Here is a 23,583-nt window from a genome sequence, read left to right as displayed (position 1 = left end):
AAAACCAGAAGTTCGTCCAAGTCACAGTCATCGTAAGGCATTGATTTAATTATTATTAAAAAAATATTTTACTGTCATATTAATTTTTATAAAAAAATTCACATGTAATTAAATCAGGTACTTACAGCCACGCCACATAGAACCAAGAGAAATAAGAAAATTATTTTAATTGCAAAACGGTATATTATTTTTGAGACCTTTCATCCCTAATCTATGAATTATTCGTTCTATCCATAACCTAGGCAGCGTTCTCAATTGGTGTAAACTCCTACCGATAGCCACTGTATCAGGGCCTTCGGAGGGTAAATGAGTGTGCGTACAGTACTGAGAGATGACCAGTGGGAACGGATCAAGGACTTGCTTCCGGGTAAGGCCAGTGACTGTGGGGTCACCGCAAAGGATAACCGTCTTTTTGTTGAAGTCACAATGAGCCGCTTCAAGATCAGTGTCAGCAGGCTGGTCCAGATCAGCCCTTCGACGATGGCTTTCTGCTCGGTATTGAACTTGCGCAGGTTGGTGTGAGACTTCAGCTCTTTAAACAGCAGTTCTACCTGCCAGCGGCTGCGATACAGCAGCATGATATCGGTGCTGCTGAACTCGTCACGGGGCAGGTTGGTCATCCAGAGGATAAAGCGCTTCTCCGGAGCAAACCAGCGGCGGACAAGCCGATACCGGAGCTTGCTTGAGCGTACGATCATATCCAGTACGTCAGAGCGGTTGTCACGGCGGGTGACATCCTTGAGCTTTACAGATAATGTGTCCGGAAAACTGTTGCCAGATCATTGGTCAACGTGGCGATGGCGTCGGCGATACGTTGGGTTGTCCAGCGCTGATCTTCGTAACCAAATCCTTCTGGCCCCAGCTCTTCAAGCGCGTTCAAAACGTGTGGCACCAGCGCATCCGGCAGCTTGGGCGGATGACCAGGAAACGGCTTGGTTTTCAGTGCCTCTTTTCCCCCCTCATTGGCCCGTTTAACCCACTGACTTACACAGCCTTGGGTCACACCTAACCGTTCGGCGATAACCGTTTGCTTCATGCCCTCTTCGGCCCATTGCACTGCCAGTACACGACGATATTCCTTCGCGGTTCCAGTCGGTTTTACCATGCTCCACCTGCTCAAAATTAGAGCTAAACATGGTATAAAAAAAACAGGAACTATGTCAGTAGTTCACTGATTTAGGAAACAACGCCACTAATAGCCGAAAAATTGATTAAATCACTCAGTTCTCCATTTCATAGTTCAATTGTTTCCTTATAGCTCTTATAATATCTGAAGGCATTGGTACAAAATCATGATTGCGAGGTTCAACTATGCCACTTTCTACACTATGACAAATAGCGCCTACCTCCTCTAAAGATAGAGTTATATCATAAAAGTAATCATTAATAAGCTCCAGTGCATCTTTGGCTGCATTGTTTTGAAACTCTTTTGTTTGATCTGTGGACATCTGAAGAGATCTAAATATGTTAGTTACATGAACCACCAAGTCTGAATCAACTATACCTTGACAAAACATCCCTGCAACAGCAAACCGACGGGCGTAACCGTAAGCCATAACAACATCGTTTGGCAAGTTTTCATTTTTTTCTACAAGCCTTCCTAGATCATTATTAATTCTTACAAACTCACCATATTCAGATTCATCTGTTTTTTCAACCAACTGAACTAAGTTTAATTTAACTTTCGATACGGAGCCATCTACATAGTACTTACCAAATTTGAAATGCCTCATAATTATATCAACAATGGTAGTCCTGAGTTCCACCATCAAACCAATATCATCACGAAGATGGAGACAAACATTTAATAATGCTTGCTGAGGGCCAGCCGGCCCATCGACCGCCTCAAAACTACGAGCCATTGCACCAGAATATTCACTTATTGATATTCCACTTTGCATACAAAAACGCATGGCCGCATCATTACCTTTAGACGCGGCATCCAGCTCTTCTAAAACAAATTGATATGCTGTTTTTTTATTATCAATCTTACTAATTATCTCAACTGCAAACCTCTTTGCCGTTGCAGCCATCCCATCTCTTTTTATTGCTAGCTTAATAGGGTTTTTCTCTTTTTTTAAGAAACCAAACATAGAATACTACCTGTATCAGTAAAAAAAATATAAATTTCACAACCCAACTTTAGTTACCACATAAAATTTCAGCTTTAATAGCCCTTATCTAGAAAGGTAATCCAAATAGCCAGCCCACTACCGACATTGGACTCATAGGGTTAACCATTTCATCCAGCAAGGTATCACTAACCGCCTGTTCAAGTGCAGCATCTTCAATTCCGGAGTCTGTAACCATACTGCTGTCGAGATCAGCAGCAACCTCGGATGTGACAACCAAATCCACGTCTGGATATTCCTCGACTGTCGCATTGATATAACTGATGCTGTCAGTTGCTTTCAGTTGCAATTCGTTGACTATCTCACTATCCTCCAGAATAGCGATATCAGTAACCGGATGATTTGTGGCCTCAAATATTCCCGCTTCTATGCCCTGAGCTTCGAGAAGCTCCACATATTCCTGTTCGAACAGAATGCCCTTGATATGACTAATATGTCCAGCAATGGATTCATCATCTATAGATGAGAAGTAGTCGATAATTTCGGTATTTGATACGGCCTCAAACTCGTTATAGCCACGCCTGACCGCTTCAAATACTTCTGATTCCGTAATCATGACTTGATGCATCCATACTCTATCAGGAGGTCTTTGATATCATGATTCTCGTTATCATACGCGATTCGTCTTGCGCGTTGGCCATGTTTGTTCTTGAGGTTTACATCTGCCCCTAATTTAATCAATAGTTCAACCGTTTCCATATGTCCCTCCTGAGCTGATAGCATCAAAGGAGTCCAGCCATCATCGGTTGTCTGGTTAATATTGGCACCTTTTTCAATCAGCAATTGACAAAGATTTTCATTGCCTTTGAATGCAACCTGATGCAGCGCTGTCCAATTACTATTGTTGGTAATATTTACACACGCACCCTGGTTGATCAGTAACGTTGAAATATCATAATGGTTGGCACCCAAAGCTACATGTAAAGCCGGATTCTGATGCTCAGATCGACCATTGGCATCGGCACCATGCCGCAGTAGCAACTCAGCAATATCCTTATCCCCGCGCCGGATGGCCAGGATGAGCAAGGGGTTGCCTTTAGCATCCTGGATGTTGACGTTACAATCGTCTTCAATCAATTGTCTTACGACATCGTAGTAACCCTGTTCATACGCAGATAGCAATGCAGCTTCACTATACTTCCTGCCAAAATAGGCACCTTTATCCAGCAGCAGCTCGACGATATCTGTGCGCTGCTTAAAGTAGGCGCCAGTCAGCGCATTCCAGCCATCATTATTGCAAATATGAATATCCGCGCCATGCTCGATCAGGAACTCGACAATCTTGCGATATCCCTTTATCGCAGCCCAGATTAGTGGCGACCAGCCCTTGGCGTTACGAATGTTGACCTCTGCTCCCCTAGCAACCATTTTCTCTGCCAGATCATAGTACTCATACTCAAGTGCCAGCAGCAGGGCACTACTAGACTCTTCACAGCGAAAGTTCGGGTTAGCACCTTTTTCCAGCAGCAATAATGCTATATCCAGATAGCCCATCCTGATAGCGTGTCGCAATGAGCCACTGTCATCAGCATTGGCGTCGAATCGCTCATCGGAAACCAACATTTCGGCGATGTTCTTGAAGCCGGAGTCCAAAGCGAGCTTGAAGACCTTTCCACTCATCTCACCAGAATCGATCTGGCTGCTTTCAACCCCATTGAGAATAGCTTTGACCTGATTCAGATCCCCTACCAGCACAGCATCGTACAACTCACTCATTACTTACCCTTAAACATATCGCTCTGGTTGGCCCATTGGTAGCGCACTGGACGACTTAGCTTGGCAACATTTTCATCCTCAATAGCTTTCTTGAGCCATACGTTCAACTGGCTCTTGTGCAATTGAGTGATATCCAGCAGCTCATCCACCGTTTTGGGTGAGCACGCTTCATTAGCCAGTAATAGCAAAAAGTGGTCATATAGAGAAAACATAGATAGATCCGCTGCGATGCTTGGCTGGTCACATTTGGAAGGCAACGGCGTCTCTGTATTTGATGACTCAGAAGGATCTTCTAGCTGGGCCTGTGCGGACTCTTGATTGATAACGTCAAGACTGATCTCTTTAGCAGCCTGAATACCGATATCTATTTCAGGTGCAGCTTCAGGTGCAGATTGCAGCTGACTGAGCAGATCCATACTTGTATCGACAGTCTCGGCAGGCGAATGAATCAGTCGATTGAAGTCGATGGCAATTATCTCTTCCGGCAACCAGTGAGCACCTTGCTGCACCAGTGCTGCATTGCCAGCCTCTTGGTTATCGGTGGGTTTGATCCACATGGGTACCCAAGCATGCCGGATGTTCTCTCTTACCCCCGTCCAGGTGCCACCTTTAGTACCCGAATGTACGGCAATTGCTGCATCCGACAGGCAGTAGATATATCTGTTACGTTGCATGGCGTTACCGGCATGGAAGCCTGCCTCGGGATAAAAGGGCGAGAGCAGAGCCAAATTTTTGTTCATCAAGTATTTACGATATTTGGCGGAGGTTGATGCTCGCAACAGGTCATTGGCCAAAATACCTATAGCAGTACCTTTGGTTTCAAGTGCGCCCAGCATGGCGTTTTCATCTATCCCTTTGGCTCCCCCCGATACAATCGAGCGACCTTCACTAGCAGCTTTTACGCCCAGCTGATAGCTGTACTTCAGATCGGCATCAGAAGTGTTACGTGATCCGACCACCGCAATCCCGCCCCTCTCCAGTAGATTACGATTACCACAACCGAAAAATACCGGAGGTGCATTGTTGCCAAGCAGAGCCTTGAGGCGCTTTGGATAATCCACATCGGAGCGCGTCAGTACCCAGAGGCCTGCTCGTGTCCACTTTTCCATGGCTATTGCCAGCGCAGCGCCTCGATTAAGCAATGTGCGGATACGGTCGATTGTGATCACGCTGTCTGACCAGCTTGCAAGCAGCTGACTGATATCCCCTTCAAGAAGATCCTCGGGAGACAGCCCTTGACTCTTTAGCCAGAACGCAAATTTCCCCCACTCCTTGTTAGAGAGCGGCTTGGCTTCCAAGCCTGCCGCTTTGGAAAAATAGGCGGTCAATAAAAGAATCGCCTGGGTTTTCGAGAGCATTAATCAGTCCCCTGTAGCAGATGAGGCCAAAGCCATGGGATACACATTGCCACAGCCTTGTCTCTTGAGTAGTGCTGCCAGAATCGTCACAGTCCAGCCGGAGTCGATAATATCATCGACCAGAAGGACGGGGGCATTAGGTATGCCATTATTGATAGAAAATACCCCATCAAGGTTGCTGCACTGATGGTAACGGTTGTTTTGTAGTTTTTGCGGCTCGTTCTGCCGAACCTTGTAGATCACAGGGAAGAACGGTAGCCCCAGCTTTGCAGCCAGTCGTGCTGCAAAACTCGGTACCAACTCCGGGTGCTTCAATGAAGGTACACAGGTCACCCACTGTGGTTGTGGCATAGGTTGCCAACGCTGTGTGATCATCTCCACCACAGCATCGACCAGCTCATCACGGAAGTAGTTAGCATGCTTATCCTGTTCGACCAAGGCACCCCAGCCGGCATCGGCCCAGCGACTGAGAATTCTGCCTTCTGACGCTCGGAGTGTAGGTGGAAGATTACCTCGCAACCTATACTGTGGAAATGCATTGGCAGCCACTTGGATCTTAGGTTTGAACACCATTTCCGAGTGGCGAATAAACTGTGCGGCTGCGATGGCGGTACTGCGAGCAACCTGTGTGTCGAAAATATTCTCTCCCAAACAGTTAGCGCACTTACCGCAGGGTTGAGCCCCCGGATCATCCAGTGAATGACGAAGGTATTCCATCAAGCAGTCTCGCGTAGCCGCATAATCCTGTATTTCCTGCCACTCCAACTCCCGCAATCCTGTCAGCCGGGCAATTTTCTCATGATCAAGATGGTAAGCAACCGGTGTTCTCACCCATGTGCTGCCATCCTTGTAGATAGGTGCCGGATTTTCAACACTGAGGAACTTGAGTATTTTCTCGATTTGCCCCTTGCGCATATTCAACCTTTCTTCCAGCCTGGATACTGATAGGCCATCAGAGTGATCTAGCACTGAGAGTAATTGGTTAATCTGCTCTTCGCTGGGGAAAGCAGAACGGCGGAAGAACTCATGAATTCGCTCGTCTTCTTTTCCCGAAAGCAGAATGCCGAAAGACTCACTGATACCACGACCCGCACGACCTACCTGCTGGTAGTACGCAACAATAGAGCTCGGTGCCTGGTAGTGGATGACAAAAGTCAAATCTGGTTTGTCATAGCCCATTCCCAGCGCCGAGGTTGCCACAAGGACTTTAAGGCGGTTGTTAAGCAGCAACTCCTCAAGGTGTTCGCGATATTGGTCTGTATTTTTAAACTCGGGGTGTTCAATACCGCTGTAATAGGCCTGCGTATCAATGCCTTGATTGACCAGCCAGTTCCTGACCTGTTCAGCGTCTCGCTTGGTCAGTACATAGATAATACCGGCACCTTGCAGAGTCGGTATGGTGTCCGACAACCAGGCTAGACGACTTTGCTGATCCGGAAGGGATATGTTCTGGAGTGACAGACTCTTTCTAACCAAAGGACCACGTAGCACTTCAATATTTCCCAACTGGGAGACAACATCATCTATTACCCTGTTATTAGCGGTGGCAGTTGTTCCCAGCACCGGCATATTGGGCGGCATCTGCCGCAAGATATTAAGCAAACGACGATAGTCCGGCCGAAAGTCGTGGCCCCAGTCTGAAATACAGTGAGCTTCATCGACTACCAGTAGGCCGACATGATGCAGAATGGGTTGTAGTGCTTGCTCAACAAAACCTTCATTAGCAAGCTTTTCCGGTGATATCAGCAAACAATCAACCTGGTTGGTGTGTACTTGTTGGATCAGTGATGCACTTTGATCATTGTTGGTAGAGTTGATGGTAATAGCGCGGATACCCAACCTTTTCGCAGCCTCAATCTGGTTGCGCATTAAAGCCAGTAACGGAGAGACAATGATCGTGAGACCATAACCCTGATCACGCATCAGCCGGGTGGCTATAAAGTATACCGAACTCTTTCCCCAGCCGGTTCGCTGGACGACCAGCAATTTTCTTCGCTGATTGACAAGTGCATCGATCGCTTCCCACTGGCCATCACGAAACTCGGCGGACGGGTTCTGCAATGCTTTTTTCAAGAGACCTTCAGCTTCCTGCCTATTCATATTTTTATCCTTTTTTATGAGTCTTTGTCAGTATCAACTAAAAAACCAGCCGTTGTAGTTCGGCTTTTGTCTTCGGTTAACGTGAGCTCATATCGAGGTGGAGACTCTTATCGCTTGGCTAATACCTTCTTGTGTCGAGCAGATAACGAGCACTTACCGTCAGGTTACTTGGATGTCATAATGCAAAATCGAGATATCGACCAATATAAATGGTGCTATATGAGTATTTAAAATACAACTCTGATATATAAAAAAGGCCTTGCTCGATGCAAGGCCTTTTAGTTTCCAACTTAATTGTCGGTTTCCAACTTGATTGTCACGGTTTCCAACTTAAATGGTCGTGATCACAGCTACAGATCACTCACCGTAGGCTTCGGTGGGCAGGCAGCTGCAGAACAGGTTGCGGTCGCCATAGACATCGTCGATGCGGTTAACGGTGGGCCAGAACTTGCTGCGGCGCACGTCTTCCGACGGGAACACCGCCAGCTCGCGGCTGTAAGCGCGGTTCCACTCGGCATCCATGATGTCGTCCTGGGTGTGCGGGGCGTGTACCAGGGGGTTGTCTTCCAGGGTCCACTCGCCGCTTTCCACCTTGCGCATTTCGGCACGGATCTGCTTCATGGCAGAAATGAAGCGGTCGATCTCGGCCTTGGACTCGGATTCGGTCGGCTCAATCATCAGGGTACCCGCTACCGGGAAGCTCATGGTCGGGGCGTGGAAGCCAAAGTCGTTCAGACGCTTGGCCACGTCCATTTCGCTGATACCGCTGGTTTCCTTGACCGGACGAATGTCCACAATGCACTCGTGGGCCACGCGGTCGTTACGACCGGTGTAGAGGATGGGGTAATCCTCGGCCAGGCTGCGCATCAGGTAGTTGGCATTGAGAATGGCCAGCTGCGTGGAGCGCTTCAGACCTTCATCACCCAGCATGGCGATGTACATCCAGCTGATCGGCAGAATACTGGCAGAGCCGAACGGAGCGGCTGCCACGGCGCCGTTATTGCGGCTTTCCTTGTCGGTTTTCACCACGGCGTGGCCGGCCACGAAGGGCGCCAGGTGCGCTTTGATGCCAATGGGGCCCATGCCCGGGCCACCACCACCGTGAGGAATGGCAAAGGTCTTGTGCAGGTTGAGGTGCGACACGTCGGAGCCGATAAAGCCCGGTGAGGTAATGCCCACCTGAGCGTTCATGTTGGCACCGTCCATGTAAACCTGGCCGCCAAAGCTGTGCACGATCTCGCACACTTCGCGAATGTTCTCTTCATACACGCCGTGGGTGGACGGATAGGTCGCCATGATGCACGACAGGTTCTCGCCTGCTTCCTCGGCCTTGGCCTTGAGGTCGGCCATGTCGATGTTACCCTGCTTGTCGCAGGCCACCACCACGACCTTCATGTTGGCCATCTGGGCCGAAGCCGGGTTGGTGCCGTGGGCGGAGCTCGGGATCAGACAGATGTTGCGGTGACCCTCACCCCGGGACTCGTGGTATTTCTTGATGGCCAGCAGGCCGGCGTATTCACCCTGAGCACCGGAGTTGGGCTGCATGCACACGGCGTCGTAACCGGTCACCTTCACCAGCCAGTCTTCAAGCTCGCCAATCATCTGCTGGTAGCCTTGAGTCTGGCTCAGCGGAGCAAAGGGGTGAATTTGCGCAAACTCGGGCCAGCTTACCGGCACCATTTCGGCGGTGGCGTTCAGCTTCATGGTGCAGGAGCCAAGCGAGATCATGCCGTAGTTCAGGGCCAGATCCTTCATTTCCAGCTTGTGGATGTAGCGCAGCATCTCGGTTTCCGAGTGATAGCTGTTGAACACCTCATGGCTGAGAATGGCGCTGTCGCGCAGCAATGCGGCGGGAATGGAGCCGGTGCCGGCGGCGGCCTTGGCATCCAGTGCGTCCACGGTCAGGCCATGGTCGTCGCCCAGGAAAATGTCGAACAGTTCGGCCACGTCACCCCGGGTGGTGGTTTCGGACAGCGACACCCCAAGAGCACCGGCCAGATCGGAGCGCAGGTTCACGCCCTTGCTCTCGGCGCGGGCAATGATGGCGTCCTTGTCGGCGGTCTCAATGGTGAGGGTATCAAACCAGGTGTCGTGCTTGAGCTGCACGCCCTTGCTCTTGAGACCCAGGGCCAGAATGTCGGTCAGGCGGTGTACCCGGTCGGCTATGCGCTTCAGGCCTTCCGGACCGTGATAGACGGCGTAGAAGCTGGACATGTTGGCCAGCAGCACCTGAGCGGTACAGATGTTGGAGTTGGCCTTTTCGCGGCGAATGTGCTGCTCGCGGGTTTGCATCGCCATGCGCAGAGCCGGCTTGCCACGGGTGTCTTTTGATACACCGATGATGCGGCCCGGCAGTGAGCGCTTGTGGGCGTCGCGGGTGGCAAAGAAGGCAGCGTGAGGGCCACCATAGCCCATGGGCACACCAAAGCGCTGGGCGTTGCCCAGTACCACGTCGGCACCCAGCTCGCCCGGTGCCTTGAGCAGCACCAGCGAGAGAATGTCGGCGGCCACACAGGCAATGCCCTTGCCACTTTGTACCCGGGCGATCAGCGCCTGAAGGTCACGGATCTGGCCGGTGGTGGACGGGTACTGAAACAGGGCGCCAAAGACGTCGTGCTCCACCACCGCTTCGGCGGCGGCAACGACAATCTCAAAGCCATAGTGCTCGGCGCGCTCGCGTACCACGTCAATGGTCTGGGGGTGCACGTCGTCGGCAATAAAGAAGATGTTGGCTTTCTTGTTCTTGCTGACCCGGCGGGCCAGGGCCATGGCCTCGGCGGCGGCGGTGGCTTCGTCCAGCAGCGAGGCGCTGGCCAGCGGCAGGCCGGTCAGATCCTGGGTCATTTGCTGGAAGTTGAGCAGGGCTTCAAGGCGGCCCTGAGCGATCTCCGGCTGATACGGGGTATAAGCGGTATACCAGCCCGGGTTTTCCAGCACGTTGCGCTGAATAACCAGAGGCACATGGGTATCGTGATAGCCCATGCCGATATAGCTCTTGAACACCTTGTTCTGGTCGGCCAGCGACTTCAGGTAGCTGAGGGCTTCCTGCTCGGTGCGCGGCGCGCCAATGCCAAGGGGCTGATCGTTGAGAATGCTCGCCGGCACTGTCTGCTTAATCAAATCGTCCAGGCTGTCGGCGCCCACCACCGCCAGCATCTCGGCTACTTCCTGCTCGGAAGGACCAATATGACGGCCGATGAAGGCGTTATTCTGCTCAAGTTCAAACAAAGACTGGGTCATTTTTCCTTACTTCCTTCTTCGGGCTCGGTGCCCGAGGGTAGACAGACGACCGGCGGTTCGGGGGGTACTTGCCGGCAAAAGTCTGACATTGAAATGGCACGTCAGCAGCTATGGCTGCTCGCTTTGAAAGGCAACATCAACAAAGCCCCCATGCGGGGGCTTTGGCGAACTTAGTCTTCGTCGATGCTGTTTTCGTAGCCTTCGGCGTCCAGCAGTTCGTCCAGCTCGGACTCGTCTGCCAGTTTGATGCGGAACAGCCAGCCGTCACCAAAGGGGTCGGAGTTTACCAGCTCCGGGCTGTCTTCCAGCGCCTCGTTCACGGCAATGATTTCACCGCTCACCGGAGCGTAGATATCGGAAGCCGCCTTGACAGACTCGGCCACGGCGCAGTCTTCGCTGGCGTCCACAGTGCGTCCCACTTCGGGCAGCTCAACAAATACCATATCACCCAACAGATCCTGCGCATGTTCGGTAATGCCGATCACCGCTTCACCGTTTTCTTCAACCCGTACCCATTCGTGCGAGCGGGCATACTTCAGTTCACTGGGGATATTGCTCATCAGTTGTTCCTCTTGGTTCTTAAAACTCGGCGACCGCTTTGCCGAAACGTACAAAAGTCGGTTTTACCACGGACACCGGCATCCATTTTTTGCGCAGTTCCACTTCCGCGTTGTCGCCAATGGAGCGCGGAACCCGCGCCAGCGCAACGCTGAAACCCAGTGTAGGCGAGAAGGTGCCGGATGTGATCACACCCTGCTGCTCGTTACCGTCTGCATCGGTAAAGCGCACCGGGGTGCCGGCACGCAGCACGCCCTTTGCCTTCATCACCAGGCCCACCTGCTTGGGCTGGTTGCCGGCTTCGCGCTGGGCTTCAAGGGCGGCACGGCCGATAAAATCACGGTCGGCCGGCTCCCAGGCAATGGTCCAGGCCATGTTGGCGGCCAGGGGAGACACGGTTTCGTCCATGTCCTGACTGTAGAGGTTCATGCCGGCTTCCAGGCGCAGGGTGTCGCGGGCACCCAGGCCACAGGGGCGCACACCGGCATCCTTCAGGGCATTCCACAAGGCGCCGGCCTGCTCGGCGGGCACCACAATTTCGTAGCCGTCTTCACCGGTGTAGCCGGTGGTGGCAATAAAGAGGTCTCCGGACTGCACGCCAAAGAAGGGCTTCATGCCTTCCACGGCGGCGTTCTGCTCGGCACTGAATACGGTGGCGGCTTTGGATTTGGCGTTGGGGCCCTGCACCGCGATCATGGCCAGCTCAGGCCGCTCGGTGAGGGTGACGTCAAAGCCGTCTGACTGCTTTGCCATCCAGGCCAGATCCTTGTCGCGGGTGGCGGAGTTGACGATCATGCGGTAGTCGTCTTCGGCAAAGTAATAGGTGATGAGATCGTCAATGACCCCGCCCTGCTCGTTGAGCATGCCGCTGTAGATGGCCTTGCCCGGCTGGGTGACCCGGCCGATGTCGTTGGCCAGCATACGCTGCAGAAAGGCTTTGGCGCCTGCGCCCTTCACATCCACGATGGTCATGTGAGAGACATCGAACATGCCGGCGTCCTGGCGGACGGCGTGGTGCTCTTCAAGCTGGGAGCCGTAGTTGATGGGCATATCCCAACCGTGAAAATCCACCATCTTGGCACCGGCTTCCAGGTGCTGCGGATGCAAAACTGTTTGCTGAGTCATGACGCTTCCTTATATTCCGAGCCCGGCCAGCGAGCGATAATCCGGTATAGCGATAACGATTATACTCAAGCGAACTCGGGATAACACGGCAAGGAAGTCAAAAAAAACTAATCAATTAGCATTAAAGAACAAAATGTAGGCGACACCAGCACAGCCGTTTTAACGTGAAGAATGCAACATTTATGGGTTAATGAACCAAATTTTAACAAAAATTTAAAACTTGATATATAAAAAAGCCCCTTAACAAGCACAAGCGCAAATTTTGCGCTTGTGCTTTCACTTAATTAAGGCCTAGAAAAACTAATTCCTAAGCCGCGTCAGATTAGTTTTTCTCAAGTATTTTTGTCCACCACAGAGAGCGACGGCTGCAGCCCGCCCACGCCCAGTGCATGGGCCGCCAGCCGCCGCTTGAGTGGAATCAGCCGGTCGGTCAGGCCCAGGCCCAGAGTACGCAGCCCCTTGAGTGGCCCCAGCTCGGTGCCAAACAGGCGCTTGAGCCCTTCCATGCCGGCCAGCATGGTGGCGGCTTCGGCCTTGCGCCAGCGTTCAAAGCCGCGCAGGCCGGCCAGCTCGCCGATGTCCTTGCCCGCGGCGTGGCGCGCCAGCAGGGTGTCGGCCAGCGCCGCCGCATCCTGCAGGCCCAGGTTCACCCCCTGCCCCGCCAATGGATGTATGGTGTGGGCGGCATCGCCGATCAGCGCCCAGCGCGGGCCGCAGAACTGCTGGCTGTAGCGGGCCTTGAGCGGAATGGCCATGCGCGGCCCCAGCACCCGGCACAGCCCCATGCGCAGATCAAAGGCGGTGGCCAGTTGCTTGTTGAACTCGCTCTCGGACAGCGCCAGCAGCGTCTCGGCCCGCTCCGGCGCACAGGACCACACCAGCGAGCACTGATGGGGGTCGGCCAGGGGCAGAAAGGCAATGATGTCGTTGCCATTGAAGATCTGCCGGGCACAGCGGCCGTGGGGTTCATCGGTTTCAATGGTGGCCACCAGGGCGTGGTGGTCGTAATCCCACTCGGTCATACCCGGCTGCATCTGGCCACGCAGCCAGGAGCGGGCGCCATCGGCCCCCACCAGCAACCGGCCGGTAATGGGCGTGCCGTCGTCCAGCAGCACAAAAGCGCCGGCGTCGCTGGCCGACACGGTCGCGGCCCGGGCCGGCAGATGCAGGCTGATGTGCGGGCTGAGCCGGGCCCGCTCCAGCAGGTGATATTGCAGCAGCCGGTTTTCCACAATATGGCCCAGATGGGGCTGATGCATCAGCTCGGCGGAAAAACCGATGCGGCCTGCGCTTCTCGCCTCCCACACTTCCATCTCGGTATAGGGGCCAAGGCGGTCACTGTGGCCGGGCCAGGCGCCCAGACGCTCCAGCAGGGTTTGCGAGGCCAGGTTGATGGCACTGACCCGGTTGTCGGCCACCGCACCAAAGTGCGGGTCCGGCGCCTGCCCTTCCACCACGGCCACCTTCATGCCGCTGGGAGCAAGTGCCAGCGCCAGGCTGAGCCCCACCATGCCACCGCCAATAATAATGATGTCTGCCGCTTGCATCGCTTACCTCTTGCCCATGGCCCGCCAGGCCAGTTGACTCTTTAACGGGGCGCAGCCGGCCATGACCGACAGCCCCAGGTTACGTCCGGCGGCGAGCACCGGGTTGTCGTTGGAAAACAGCAGCGCCAGCGCCGTGGTGAGGTTCACCATGCCGGCCTGATCGGGCAGGCGCTCCTTGCCGTAGGCACTGAGCACGGCGTGGCTGCCGATGTCCTGGCCCTGATCCAGCCCCCGCCCCAATTGTTCGACCAGGGTGGCGACGTCGCGCAGCCCCAGGTTAAAGCCCTGGCCGGCAATGGGGTGCAGCAAATGTGCGGCGTTGCCCAGCAACACCACGCGGTGGTGCCAGGGCCGGGGGGCTTCATCCAGTATCAGCGGATAACAGTGACGCTTGCCGGTGCGTACCAGTTTGCCCAGCCGGTAACCGAATTCCCGCTGCAGGGCGGCAAGGAACGCCTCGTCGTTCATCGCCATCAGTTGCTCGGCCCGTTCGGGCGCCACACACCACACCAGGGAGCTGCGCCCTTCGTTCATGGGCAGCAGCGCCAGTGGCCCCTGGGGAGTAAAGCGTTCAAAGGCCCGGCCGGCGTGGGGCTCGGCGGTGGCGATGTTGGCAATAATGGCGCTCTGGCCATAGTCGAGCTGACGGCGGGGCACGCCGAGCCACTCACCAATGAGGGAGCGATTACCGTCGGCGGCCACCAGCAGGCTGGCAGAAAAACTCACGCCGGACTCCAGCGCTATCGTCACGCTTTGCAACTGCTGCTCAAAACCGGCAATGCGGTCGGGACAATAGAGAGTAATGCTTTCGCACTCTGCCAGCCGCCGGTGCAGCTCGCGCCCCACCGGGTGCAGCTCAATGACCTGGCCCAGGGCGGGCACGCCATATTCGGTCGCGCTCATTTCCACCCGCCCAAAATGCCCCTGGTCCGAGACCTGAATATGAGTAATGGGGTTGGCCAGGGGGGCCAGTGCCGGCCAGATGCCGAGTTGCTGCAACAGAGTCTGGCTGTGCCAGGCCAGGGCGATGCTGCGGGCGTCAAAGCCCGGATGCCGGTCATGCTCTGGAGACATGGCCTCGATCACCGCAATATTGAGCCGGCTGCCATCGGGCCGGCGCAGCCCCGACAGGCCCAGGGCCAGCATGGCCCCGGCCATGCCGGCGCCGTTGATTACCACGTCGTAATGGGTCATGGATGTGCCATTGTTGCCGAACGAATCAGTGCAGGGTGGGTTGCTCGGGCACGGGACGGCCCTTGCCAAATTCTTCAAAGGCCAGGGTGGCGCCCAGCTTAAGGTGCTCGTAAAGCACCACAAAGGCCGCTTCGCTCTCTTCGTCTTCCTGCTCGAACTCACCCGACACCTGAGTGATGCTGCTGATGTCCTGGATCATTTCCTGCAATTCGGGAGACGCCTTGTTCAGCTCCTGCTGTACCACACCAAAGCCGGCCAGAAAGGCGCCGGCCCATTCCATCATGGCGTCCAGGCGGTCGTCGAGGGGCTCTTCGTCCTCGGGCAGCAGCAGCTCAAAGCGGGTTTGATCCACCAGGTCGTCATACACCCGGTTGAACAGCAGGTTGACCGCCTTTTTCAGCTCGGCGGGCAGGCCGAAACCGTCGTTGAGCAGCTCATTGAAATGCTGTTGCCAGCGGGCGTCATCCCGGGCCATGCCGCCACAGATAAGGCCGCAGATCACGCCGTGTACCTCGGCAGCGGTCACCACCATGTTGTGCTGCTCCAGCAGGGTGGTAAAGGCATCAAAGTTGAGACGGGCTTTCTCGTTCATCATTTACTCGACAGGTGGCATCAAAATTACCGCAGATCCTAGCACCGTCCCTTGATGCAGACCAGCAACCCCTTGAAAGTTCTGATGGCCCACTATATATTCGCGGGACTTTCATTGCTCATTGCAAGCCACCTGAGGACCACATGACCACAGCGGCAATCGACATCGTTATTCTCGGGCGCCCCTACAAGGTGGCCTGTCCTGCCGGGCAGGAAGAGTCTTTGCACCGGGCAGCCGATATGCTCAACGAGCGTATTCGCAAGTTCAAGGAGAGCGGCCGCTCCGCCTCCAATGAGCAAATTGCCATTATGCTGGCACTGAATGTCTGCCATGAGCTTGAGCTTGAAAAAGACAAGAATCATCAATATGCTGACGCCATGGACAAACGCATCAAGATGCTTCAGCATACCATTGAAGAGGCGCTGGCCAGCAAGGTAGGCTAAGTCCGCACAATTTGTTTTCCCTGGGGTGTTCGTCAGTGAGTGGCGTCCCTGAGCCGATATCAACAGCACAGGAATCCCGCGTTGTTCGCTATTGAGCATGCTCGGCCTCGACCGAGACGCCTGCGGCGGGTACCGGGCTTCCGCCTTGAACCGACGGGTTCAAGGACTAACACTCGCAACGGCACCCTGGGACCCCATAAAAAAAGACCGGCTTTGCCGGTCTTTTTGCGTTATGAGCTTCGGTGTTCGGGTGAGCCCAGCCTGCCAAGCACGGCACAGCCCAGTGCCAGCACCACCATGACCAGCAAGGCCCAGACCGGCACATAGAAGGTGCCGTACACCGACCAGCCCAGTTGTGCCAGCAGGGCTGACAGCTGAGTAGGAGCCCCGGCCAGGTAGCCGCCAAGGGTACCGCTGATGGCAAACAGTGCCGCGCCCACCAGTCCCAGCACAATCAGCACTGTGCCCCGGGCGCCCTGCACCGCCTGCCGTCCGGCCTGCCATACCAGCAGAGTGATGACGGTCCACAGCCCGGTAGCCCATATGGACATCAGCAGATGGTTGCGCACCATGGGGCTGTTCAGGTTGGCCGCCACCGGCCACACCAGCCAGCCGCTGATCAGGGCCGCCACCGCCCCCAGCAAGGACAACACCAGCACCGCCAGCAGGCCGCCGGCACTGGCCTTGGCCAGACTGCCGCGGCCAAGGCGACCGGCCACCATCATCAGTAACGCCAGCGCCCAGAACGCCAGCGGAAAGTGAACCAGCATATGATGCATGCCCGTCATTGTGCGTCTCCTTGTTTGTTATGAGGAGTAAAGTTACGGCGCAGTCCCAGCCAGAGACCGAGCATCAGCACCAGCCCGGCAATCAGTGTCAGCCGCCACTGGACAATGATCTCGTCGTTGAATTCCATTTCCACGCCGTATTGCGCCAGTTGCTGCTCGCTGTGTCGTGGCTGCACCGGCTCGCCGGCGGCAATAGCCGGCGCCCCGGCATGGGCCTGGCTGGTCAGCATGGGCCAGCTTACCTGCCCCGGGTAAAACAGGGTGATCTCGCTCCAGCCATCTTTCGACCATCTTGGCTGTGGGCCTTCAAAATACTGCGCGTTCAGATCGGCATCCCGTCCCAGCCCCAGGGTGTAGGGATGGGAGACGTAGTGCCAACGGCTACCGGTGGCATCCCGGTGTACCGCAAAGGCCAGATCGTAACGGCCCTGAGGATGAAAGGCCTTGTCTTCAAGCGGGTGACCAGTATCCAGCGCCCGCTGCAGGGTCACATCCCACCAGCCGTCCTGCCAGCGACCCCGGCCGTTCACGCTGATGTCGGCCCGCGAGCCTTCGCCACTGCGCAGCAGGCGGCGGGGAATGACATCGTCGGGCTGCCAGGGGTGGCTGGCGTCAAAGGGTTTGGCCAAATCTTCCGACAGGTAATAAATGCCATCGAAATCGACCTGCTCTTCCTGCACCTGACGCCAGCTGAGGGCGTCGATGCCGGCCTTGTCACGATCAAACATGTACAGCGGCTGATTGCGCTCGGCATCCCAGTTGGTGCTGAACGGCCCCTTGCCACCATCGCTGATGCGGTGTCCGGCCACCAGCTGATCGTCCGACATGTTCACGCCGTTGGAGCGGCCGGCGCGCCAGTGCCAGAGGTCAAGAAAATAGCCGTTGGCACGCAGGGCGTTCAGCTCGGCCTCGGACTTGACGCTTTGCCAGTCGGTCTGGTCTACACGGGTGGCCGGCAGGTGTTTGGGCACCTCCTTGCTGCCCATCTTGCCACCGATATAGGGATGCGCCGCCACTTCGGCCTTGGGCGCCTGATCGGTGAAGAAGCGCATATTCGCCCCTACGGTAATGTAACCGCCATAACGGCCAAACTCGGGCACACGGCCATCATCCACCAGCATGGTGACCCTGTCTTCGTAGGTGCCTTCGGGATCGGGCCCCGGCCGGGATGCACCGTAACGCACCCATTTACCGTCCTGATAGCGCAGCATGTCGTGATACACATGAGGCCGGTCGGCCGGCCAGCGATAACGAAAGAAGATGTGCTCATCGTTATAGGCCGCCTGTACCTGCAGCGGCATGGTCAGTGCCGGTGGGATCCAGATATTACGTTCGGGGTCCGATGTCACTACCCCCTCGCCCTGGCTGAGCCAGGCCACCGCCATGCCGGCCACAAAGCAGGCCGTGACGATGGGGGTTCGTCTGTTGGTCATTATGTTCTCCCGTGCCCTGTGTCGGGCGCTTATGGTTATGGATCATCAACGATCGGACTCAAACTAGCACGATTGTGTGACAAGGGGGTTGAGGTGGATCATGGGAACCCGCGTCTGCAAATACTGCTACAATGGCTACCTGCTCCGTTGACAAGGCACACTCGATGACAGAACAACCCAACAATCCCCTGCACGGCATTACCCTTGAAAGCCTGCTCACCGAGCTGGTGGAAAAATACGGCTGGGACGAGCTGGCTCGCCGGGTCAATATCAACTGCTTTAAAAACGATCCCAGCATCAAATCGAGCCTGAAATTTCTGCGCCGCACGCCCTGGGCCCGCACTCAGGTGGAAGAGCTGTACCTGCGTCTCAAAAACAGCCCCTGGCACCGCTGACCCTTTGCCTTCAACCGGGCATTGGGCATAAGCTCGGCTCACTTTCGCTTTCAACGGAATGAGCCATGACCGCACGACATCAAATTCGCCAGCAGATCAGAGAAGCCCGCCGCCGGCTGACTCACGCCGAGCAACAGGCCGCCGCCCACGCCATTACCGACAGAGTTGCCGGCACCCCGCATCTGGCCCAGGCCCAAAAGGTGGCCTTGTATCTTGCCAATGACGGCGAGCTCGATCCCCATCCGCTGATCGACTGGTACTGGTCTCGGGGCGCCCAGGTCTACCTGCCGGTGCTGCACCATTTCAGCCCCGGGCACCTGATGTTTTTACGCTACGAACCCGATGCTCACTTGATAGCCAACCGCTTTGGCATTCCCGAGCCCCGCCTCGACATTCGCCTGCTGCTGCCCAAAAACGAGCTGGAGGTGATTTACACCCCCCTGGTCGCGTTTGACGCCACCGGCAACCGCATTGGCATGGGCGGCGGCTTTTACGATCGCACCCTGGCCGGCTGGCATCGCGGCCTGGGCCCACGCCCGGTGGGGCTGGCCCACGACTGCCAGCAACTGCCCGAGCTCCCTACCGATCACTGGGATGTGCCCCTGCCGGAGCTGCTCACCCCGGGCCAGCACTGGCGCTGGTAACCCCTGAACAAGGCGCAATAGCCAGACATGCCGGTACTGAATCGAGTTCAGCATGACGGACCCGGCACCTTCCCGCAGACAATCGCGTTTTTCAGCAAGATTCCGGCTCAAGGCCGGAATGACCGGAATTCAGGGTCATGGGCAATAAACACAGGCCATGCAACCGGGGCCGGCTTTGCTATAATGCGCGGCACTTTTGCAGGAGAACAGCACAGCCATGACACAAGACGAAATGAAAAAGGCCGCCGGCTGGGCGGCGCTGGAGTTCGTGACCCCGGGCAGCATTGTTGGTGTGGGCACCGGCTCCACCGTCAATCACTTTATTGACGCCCTCGGCTCCATCAAGGATCAGATCAAGGGCGCCGTGTCCAGCTCCGAAGCCTCTACCGTGCGCCTGAAGGAGCTGGGCATTCCGGTGTTTGATCTCAACGATATCAGCGAGCTCAACGTCTATGTGGATGGCGCCGATGAAATCGACGGCTCCATGGCCATGATCAAGGGCGGCGGCGCGGCCCTGACCCGGGAAAAGATCGTGGCCGCGGTGGCCGACCAGTTCGTGTGCATCGTGGACGGCACCAAAACCGTGGACGTGCTGGGCAAGTTCCCGCTGCCGGTGGAAGTGATCCCCATGGCCCGGGAATACGTGGCCCGGGAACTCGCCAAACTGGGTGGCCAGCCGGTTTACCGGGAAGGCGTGACCACCGATAACGGCAACCATATTCTCGACGTGCACGGCCTCAGCATTACCGAGCCCAAGGCCGTTGAAACCCGCATTAACGCCATTGTCGGCGTGGTGACCAACGGCCTGTTTGCCGAGCGCGGCGCCGACGTGCTGCTCATCGGAACCCCCGACGGCGTGGTGCGCAAGGGCGGTTAAACCTCAGTTCACCAGCGCCACTGCCTTGATCAGGGCATAGCAGTGCATGCCCTGATGCAGCCCAAGCTGACTCGCCGACCAGGCGGACACCTCGGCCAGCAGCCGCTGGCCGCCATTCAGCTCGCCATCTACCAGTACTCTGCCCTCTCCCTGTTCATGCAGTGCCATCAGCCGTAACGGCAGCTGGTTCAGAATCGACACGCCGTTCACCGGCGCCAGCGCCAGACTGACGTCCGAGGCCTCTATCCGCACCCGGGCCCGCTCGCCGCCGGGACGGCGGGCATGTATCAGCCACAGCGTCTGACCGTTGAACACAAAAGGCGTACGGCCGTCTGCCAGTTCGGCATCCAGCTTCCCTTCCAGCATGCTGGCGGCGCCCTGCTCCACAAACAGCGGTGAGTCGGGCCGGGCCATGGCCTGCTGCAGGGGCTCAGTGCGCGTGGTACGGCCACGCTCCATAAAGATCACCCTGTCCGCCAGCCGCTCTACTTCGTCCGGGGCGTGAGTCACGTAAAATACCGGTACCCCGGCCTGTGCCGACAGGCCTTCAATCCAGGGCAGTATCTCCCGTCTGGCCTGGGTATCAAGGGCCGACAGGGGCTCATCCAGCAGCAACAGGCGAGGCGCCGTGAGCAGTGCCCGGCCAATGGCGACCCGCTGGCGCTGACCACCGGAGAGCGAGGCCGCGCCTTGCTCAAGCAGGTGCGTCAGCCCCAGCCAGCCCACGACTTCGTTGACGTCGGGCCTGCTCACCCCCTTGGGCAAACGGCGCCAGCCATAAAGCAGGTTGTCACGCACCGACAAGTGGGCGAACAGGCTGGCCTCCTGAAACACATAGCCAAAACGACGCTTGTGCACCGGCAGACCGTGCAGGTTTTCGCCATTCAGCAACAGTTCACCGTCTGCCCGCTCCAGCCCGGCCAGACAGCGCAGCAGGGTCGTCTTGCCGCAACCGGATGGGCCAAACAGGGCGGTCACGCCGTTCGGTGCCTGCTCAAAGGCCGCATCAAGACGAAACCCCGGTCGCGCCAGCTGAAACCGTGCCCTGATCATGGGTGCACCACCGAGAAGCGACGATTAAGGGCATACACCGCCATCAGAATGCTGAACGACAACACCAGCAGCAGCGCCGACAGCGAATGAGCCTGGCCGTATTGCAGCATTTCCACGTGATCGTAAATGGCGATGGAAATCACCTGGGTCGCGCCAGGAATGTTGCCCCCGAGCATCAGCACCACACCGAACTCCCCCAGGGTATGGGCAAACCCCAGCACAATGGCGGTAAGAAAACCGCGCCGGGCCAGGGGCACCGCCACGGTAAAAAAACGGTTCAGGGGCGAGGCTCCCAGGGTGGCCGCCACTTCCAGCGGGCGCCGGCCCATGGCCTCAAAGGCGCCCTGCAACGGCTGCACCACAAAGGGCAGGGAATAAAACGCCGAGCCGATCACCAGGCCGGTAAAGGTAAACGCCAGGCTGTTCCCCCCCAGCGCCCGGGACAGGCCGCCGATCACCCCGTGTGGCCCCAGCGCCAGCAGCAGGTAAAACCCCAGCACCGTGGGCGGCAGCACCAATGGCAGCGCCACCACTGCCTCAATGGCGGTTTTGATGCGCCGTTGGGTCTGGCTCAGCCACCAGGCCAGGGGGGTGCCCAGCACCAGCAGCACCAACACGGTGACCCCCGCTAGGCGCAGGGTCAGGCCAAGGGCCGCCATGTCCTGAGGCGCCAGCATTTAGTGGCCCTGTCCGGTGCCGTAGCCGTAGGTGTGGATCACCTTGAGGCCCTCGGGGGAGCGCACATAGTCCAGCAGAGCCGTGGCCGCCTCGGAGTCGGTCAGCTGCACCGCCTGCTGTACGATGGGCGAATAGCGGTCGGCGGGCACTTCCCACCAGGAGCCGTTGGTGTAATTGCCCTGGCTGAATACCTGGGACTTGGCCACAAAGCCCAGTTCGGCATTGCGGCTGTACACATACTGGTAGGTCTGGCCGATGTTTTCGCCCCGCACCATTTTGTTGTTAAAGCCCTTCCACAATCCCATGCCGCTGAGCACTTCCTGAGCGGCGCGGCCGTAAGGGGCGGTCACCGGGTTGGCGATAGCCAGAAAACGGAAGTCGCCGTTTGTCAGCACCGATTGTTCGCGGTCGATAAGCTTCTCGTCCGGGCTCCACAGCACCAGGGTGCCGGTGGCATAAGTAAAGCGGCTGCCGGGCACAATGGCGCCTTCCTGCTCCAGCAACTCGGGGCGCTGGTCGTCGGCGGCAAAAAACACATCAAAGGGCGCGCCGTTTTTTATCTGGGCATACAGCTTGCCGGTGGAGCCGGACGAAATCAGTACGGTATGACCGGTTTGTTGCTCAAACTGCTCACCAAGCCGGGTGACGGCATCCAGAAAGTTGGCGGCCACCGCCACCTTGATCTCGTCGGCCTGAACGGAGGTAACGGCGCCCAGGGCGCCTAACAGCAGGCTGGCATGGCGAAGCGTGAACATAAGAAGCAGATCCTTATGGTTATATAGTGAAGTATATAGCGACTCAATGTATCGCTATATAATCAAAAACACAACGCTATTGGAGTATGATGACGCCCTGCCCCGCCAACAGTGGAAGGAAGACGTGGAACTGGACATATTGCTGAGTCTGCAACAACAGGGCCGCCTGTTTATCTCTCCCAAACGGGTGCGCCTGCTGACGTGCATTCGCGAGCAGGGCTCCATCAGCCGGGGCGCCCGGGCGGCGGGCATCAGCTACAAGTCGGCCTGGGATGCAGTCAGGGACATAAACGAGCTGGCCGGTCGGCCTGTGGTGACCAGCGAAACCGGCGGCAAGGGCGGCGGCGGTGCTCATCTTACCGGCTATGGTGAACGGCTGCTGAAAATCTATGACCTGCTGGGGCGCATTGAACGCATGGCGGTAGACGCTTTGCAGGATGAGAGCGCGTCCCTCGACAGCCTGCTGGCGGTGGTGTCGCGCTTTGGCCTGCAAACCAGCGCCCGCAATCAGTTTTTTGCTCATGTACAGGCGCTGAACGCCGACGATCTCAGTCATCAGGTCAGTCTGGTGATGGATGGAGGTGCGCCCATTGTGGCGGACATTACCGAACGCAGTTGCCGGCGGCTGGGGCTGGCGCCGGGCAAGGAGGTGCTGGCACTGATAAAAGCTCCCTGGGTCACGATTGAAACACATTCAGAACAGGGCCGCACAGCCAACAGCCTGCCGGGCTCCATCAGCGAGGTGCTCACCGGTGAGCAGTTCAATGAAATCATTATCGCTCTGGATCAGGGCGGCGATATCTGCGCCCTGCGCCCGGTCAGCGAGCCGATCCCCGCCCTCAATGGGCGGGCATATGCCTGTTTCGCCCCGGAGCAGGTGATCCTGGCCACGCTGGAAAGCTGAGCCTAAAGTCCGTGTTTGAGCCACAGATATGGTGGCCTGCAGAACAGTGCA

Annotated in this window: 22 protein-coding genes, 1 other RNA gene and 2 pseudogenes; 7 read left to right on the top strand and 18 right to left on the bottom strand. The window is 56.6% G+C overall.

The window, feature by feature from the left end; all coding sequences use genetic code 11:
- Positions 1-306 precede the first annotated feature (306 nt).
- Positions 307-429: pseudogene (locus Q9290_RS00960) on the top strand (IS5/IS1182 family transposase); the annotation flags it as partial.
- Here the strand turns inward: Q9290_RS00960 and Q9290_RS00955 are convergent.
- The 13 genes and pseudogenes from Q9290_RS00955 to Q9290_RS00895 form a co-directional block, all read right to left on the bottom strand.
- A pseudogene (locus tag Q9290_RS00955) lies at positions 426-746 on the bottom strand (transposase); the annotation flags it as partial. The pseudogenes Q9290_RS00960 and Q9290_RS00955 overlap by 4 nt on opposite strands.
- Positions 746-1,105 (bottom strand): helix-turn-helix domain-containing protein, encoded by a 360-nt coding sequence (locus Q9290_RS00950; RefSeq protein WP_306077762.1) that lies wholly within the window; start codon positions 1,103-1,105, stop codon positions 746-748. The pseudogene Q9290_RS00955 and the gene Q9290_RS00950, both read right to left, overlap by 1 nt.
- A gap of 115 nt (positions 1,106-1,220) precedes the next feature.
- Positions 1,221-2,093 (bottom strand): hypothetical protein, encoded by an 873-nt coding sequence (locus tag Q9290_RS00945; protein WP_306077761.1) that lies wholly within the window; start codon positions 2,091-2,093, stop codon positions 1,221-1,223.
- 88 nt (positions 2,094-2,181) lie between these two features.
- Positions 2,182-2,688, bottom strand: a complete 507-nt coding sequence (locus Q9290_RS00940) for a hypothetical protein (protein ID WP_306077760.1) — start codon at positions 2,686-2,688, stop codon at positions 2,182-2,184.
- Positions 2,685-3,848: an ankyrin repeat domain-containing protein gene (locus Q9290_RS00935; protein WP_306077759.1), complete on the bottom strand. Its 1,164-nt coding sequence runs from the start codon at positions 3,846-3,848 to the stop codon at positions 2,685-2,687. The genes Q9290_RS00940 and Q9290_RS00935 overlap by 4 nt, the downstream gene beginning before the upstream one ends.
- Entirely contained in the window at positions 3,848-5,206 is a 1,359-nt protein-coding gene (locus Q9290_RS00930; protein ID WP_306077758.1) for a DNA-processing protein DprA, read from the bottom strand. The genes Q9290_RS00935 and Q9290_RS00930 overlap by 1 nt, the downstream gene beginning before the upstream one ends.
- Before the next feature lie 3 nt (positions 5,207-5,209).
- Positions 5,210-7,306, bottom strand: coding sequence for a RecQ family ATP-dependent DNA helicase (locus tag Q9290_RS00925; RefSeq protein ID WP_306077757.1), 2,097 nt, complete (start codon positions 7,304-7,306; stop codon positions 5,210-5,212).
- A 357-nt stretch (positions 7,307-7,663) separates the two neighbouring features.
- Positions 7,664-10,546, bottom strand: a complete 2,883-nt coding sequence (gcvP, locus tag Q9290_RS00920) for an aminomethyl-transferring glycine dehydrogenase (protein ID WP_306077756.1) — start codon at positions 10,544-10,546, stop codon at positions 7,664-7,666.
- Positions 10,547-10,716: 170 nt separating this feature from the next.
- A complete protein-coding gene (gene gcvH / locus Q9290_RS00915; protein ID WP_306077755.1) occupies positions 10,717-11,106 on the bottom strand; it encodes a glycine cleavage system protein GcvH in 390 nt (129 codons plus the stop codon).
- Positions 11,107-11,125: 19 nt separating this feature from the next.
- Positions 11,126-12,229 (bottom strand): glycine cleavage system aminomethyltransferase GcvT, encoded by a 1,104-nt coding sequence (gcvT, locus tag Q9290_RS00910; RefSeq protein WP_306077754.1) that lies wholly within the window; start codon positions 12,227-12,229, stop codon positions 11,126-11,128.
- A gap of 332 nt (positions 12,230-12,561) precedes the next feature.
- Complete coding sequence (locus tag Q9290_RS00905) at positions 12,562-13,776, bottom strand: FAD-dependent oxidoreductase (protein ID WP_306077753.1); 1,215 nt, start codon at positions 13,774-13,776, stop codon at positions 12,562-12,564.
- Positions 13,777-13,779: 3 nt separating this feature from the next.
- Positions 13,780-14,970 carry a 2-octaprenyl-6-methoxyphenyl hydroxylase gene (gene ubiH / locus Q9290_RS00900; RefSeq protein WP_306077752.1) on the bottom strand — a complete coding sequence of 397 codons (1,191 nt, stop codon included), beginning with the start codon at positions 14,968-14,970 and terminating at the stop codon, positions 13,780-13,782.
- Positions 14,971-14,995: 25 nt separating this feature from the next.
- A complete protein-coding gene (locus Q9290_RS00895) occupies positions 14,996-15,562 on the bottom strand; it encodes a UPF0149 family protein (RefSeq protein ID WP_306077751.1) in 567 nt (188 codons plus the stop codon).
- Positions 15,563-15,705: 143 nt separating this feature from the next.
- Here Q9290_RS00895 and zapA point away from each other — a divergent pair, with 143 nt between their 5' ends.
- Together zapA and ssrS are read left to right on the top strand one after the other, a co-directional pair.
- Positions 15,706-16,005, top strand: a complete 300-nt coding sequence (gene zapA, locus Q9290_RS00890) for a cell division protein ZapA (protein ID WP_306077750.1) — start codon at positions 15,706-15,708, stop codon at positions 16,003-16,005.
- A gap of 14 nt (positions 16,006-16,019) precedes the next feature.
- A non-coding RNA gene (ssrS, locus tag Q9290_RS00885) (6S RNA) lies at positions 16,020-16,202 on the top strand.
- A gap of 33 nt (positions 16,203-16,235) precedes the next feature.
- On the opposite strand, the gene Q9290_RS00880 is transcribed toward ssrS, so the two are convergent.
- Together Q9290_RS00880 and Q9290_RS00875 are read right to left on the bottom strand one after the other, a co-directional pair.
- Positions 16,236-16,793: a DUF2231 domain-containing protein gene (locus Q9290_RS00880; protein ID WP_306077749.1), complete on the bottom strand. Its 558-nt coding sequence runs from the start codon at positions 16,791-16,793 to the stop codon at positions 16,236-16,238.
- Positions 16,790-18,226, bottom strand: a complete 1,437-nt coding sequence (locus Q9290_RS00875) for an ethylbenzene dehydrogenase-related protein (RefSeq protein WP_306077748.1) — start codon at positions 18,224-18,226, stop codon at positions 16,790-16,792. The genes Q9290_RS00880 and Q9290_RS00875 overlap by 4 nt, the downstream gene beginning before the upstream one ends.
- Positions 18,227-18,390: 164 nt before the next feature.
- Here Q9290_RS00875 and Q9290_RS00870 point away from each other — a divergent pair, with 164 nt between their 5' ends.
- The 3 genes from Q9290_RS00870 (at position 18,391) to rpiA (ending at position 20,142) form a co-directional block, all read left to right on the top strand.
- A complete protein-coding gene (locus tag Q9290_RS00870) occupies positions 18,391-18,621 on the top strand; it encodes a VF530 family protein (RefSeq protein WP_306077747.1) in 231 nt (76 codons plus the stop codon).
- Positions 18,622-18,686: 65 nt separating this feature from the next.
- Positions 18,687-19,265, top strand: coding sequence for a 5-formyltetrahydrofolate cyclo-ligase (locus Q9290_RS00865; RefSeq protein WP_306077746.1), 579 nt, complete (start codon positions 18,687-18,689; stop codon positions 19,263-19,265).
- Between the two features lie 217 nt (positions 19,266-19,482).
- Positions 19,483-20,142, top strand: coding sequence for a ribose-5-phosphate isomerase RpiA (gene rpiA, locus Q9290_RS00860; protein ID WP_306077745.1), 660 nt, complete (start codon positions 19,483-19,485; stop codon positions 20,140-20,142).
- Positions 20,143-20,145: 3 nt separating this feature from the next.
- Here the strand turns inward: rpiA and modC are convergent, their stop codons facing one another.
- The 3 genes from modC to modA are packed head-to-tail and all read right to left on the bottom strand — an operon-like array spanning position 20,146 to position 22,628.
- Positions 20,146-21,195, bottom strand: a complete 1,050-nt coding sequence (gene modC / locus Q9290_RS00855) for a molybdenum ABC transporter ATP-binding protein (protein ID WP_306077744.1) — start codon at positions 21,193-21,195, stop codon at positions 20,146-20,148.
- Complete coding sequence (modB, locus tag Q9290_RS00850; RefSeq protein ID WP_306077743.1) at positions 21,192-21,872, bottom strand: molybdate ABC transporter permease subunit; 681 nt, start codon at positions 21,870-21,872, stop codon at positions 21,192-21,194. The genes modC and modB overlap by 4 nt, the downstream gene beginning before the upstream one ends.
- The gene (gene modA / locus Q9290_RS00845) at positions 21,873-22,628 is read right to left on the bottom strand and encodes a molybdate ABC transporter substrate-binding protein (RefSeq protein WP_306077742.1); all 756 of its coding nucleotides are present in this window, start codon (positions 22,626-22,628) and stop codon (positions 21,873-21,875) included.
- 79 nt (positions 22,629-22,707) lie between these two features.
- Here modA and Q9290_RS00840 point away from each other — a divergent pair, with 79 nt between their 5' ends.
- On the top strand, positions 22,708-23,532 hold the full coding sequence (locus Q9290_RS00840) for a TOBE domain-containing protein (RefSeq protein ID WP_306077741.1): 825 nt from the start codon (positions 22,708-22,710) through the stop codon (positions 23,530-23,532).
- Positions 23,533-23,583: the final 51 nt, after the last annotated feature.

This window comes from Oceanimonas aquatica, assembly GCF_030732065.1.
Classification (GTDB): domain Bacteria; phylum Pseudomonadota; class Gammaproteobacteria; order Enterobacterales; family Aeromonadaceae; genus Oceanimonas.
The sequence above is the reverse complement of the archived record's forward strand: the minus strand, read 5'-3'. Positions and strand labels throughout refer to the sequence as shown.

Coding starts and splice junctions, on each gene's coding strand:
- ubiH (WP_306077752.1), bottom strand. CDS start 14,970: ATGACCCATTACGACGTGGTAATCAACGGCGCCGGCATGGCCGGGGCC.
- Q9290_RS00940 (WP_306077760.1), bottom strand. CDS start 2,688: ATGATTACGGAATCAGAAGTATTTGAAGCGGTCAGGCGTGGCTATAAC.
- Q9290_RS00865 (WP_306077746.1), top strand. CDS start 18,687: ATGACCGCACGACATCAAATTCGCCAGCAGATCAGAGAAGCCCGCCGC.
- Q9290_RS00905 (WP_306077753.1), bottom strand. CDS start 13,776: ATGCAAGCGGCAGACATCATTATTATTGGCGGTGGCATGGTGGGGCTC.
- Q9290_RS00870 (WP_306077747.1), top strand. CDS start 18,391: ATGACAGAACAACCCAACAATCCCCTGCACGGCATTACCCTTGAAAGC.
- Q9290_RS00895 (WP_306077751.1), bottom strand. CDS start 15,562: ATGAACGAGAAAGCCCGTCTCAACTTTGATGCCTTTACCACCCTGCTG.
- rpiA (WP_306077745.1), top strand. CDS start 19,483: ATGACACAAGACGAAATGAAAAAGGCCGCCGGCTGGGCGGCGCTGGAG.
- modB (WP_306077743.1), bottom strand. CDS start 21,872: ATGCTGGCGCCTCAGGACATGGCGGCCCTTGGCCTGACCCTGCGCCTA.
- Q9290_RS00935 (WP_306077759.1), bottom strand. CDS start 3,848: ATGAGTGAGTTGTACGATGCTGTGCTGGTAGGGGATCTGAATCAGGTC.
- Q9290_RS00945 (WP_306077761.1), bottom strand. CDS start 2,093: ATGTTTGGTTTCTTAAAAAAAGAGAAAAACCCTATTAAGCTAGCAATA.
- modA (WP_306077742.1), bottom strand. CDS start 22,628: ATGTTCACGCTTCGCCATGCCAGCCTGCTGTTAGGCGCCCTGGGCGCC.
- gcvT (WP_306077754.1), bottom strand. CDS start 12,229: ATGACTCAGCAAACAGTTTTGCATCCGCAGCACCTGGAAGCCGGTGCC.
- gcvP (WP_306077756.1), bottom strand. CDS start 10,546: ATGACCCAGTCTTTGTTTGAACTTGAGCAGAATAACGCCTTCATCGGC.
- Q9290_RS00950 (WP_306077762.1), bottom strand. CDS start 1,105: ATGGTAAAACCGACTGGAACCGCGAAGGAATATCGTCGTGTACTGGCA.
- Q9290_RS00875 (WP_306077748.1), bottom strand. CDS start 18,226: ATGACCAACAGACGAACCCCCATCGTCACGGCCTGCTTTGTGGCCGGC.
- Q9290_RS00925 (WP_306077757.1), bottom strand. CDS start 7,306: ATGAATAGGCAGGAAGCTGAAGGTCTCTTGAAAAAAGCATTGCAGAAC.
- zapA (WP_306077750.1), top strand. CDS start 15,706: ATGACCACAGCGGCAATCGACATCGTTATTCTCGGGCGCCCCTACAAG.
- modC (WP_306077744.1), bottom strand. CDS start 21,195: ATGATCAGGGCACGGTTTCAGCTGGCGCGACCGGGGTTTCGTCTTGAT.
- Q9290_RS00880 (WP_306077749.1), bottom strand. CDS start 16,793: ATGACGGGCATGCATCATATGCTGGTTCACTTTCCGCTGGCGTTCTGG.
- gcvH (WP_306077755.1), bottom strand. CDS start 11,106: ATGAGCAATATCCCCAGTGAACTGAAGTATGCCCGCTCGCACGAATGG.
- Q9290_RS00930 (WP_306077758.1), bottom strand. CDS start 5,206: ATGCTCTCGAAAACCCAGGCGATTCTTTTATTGACCGCCTATTTTTCC.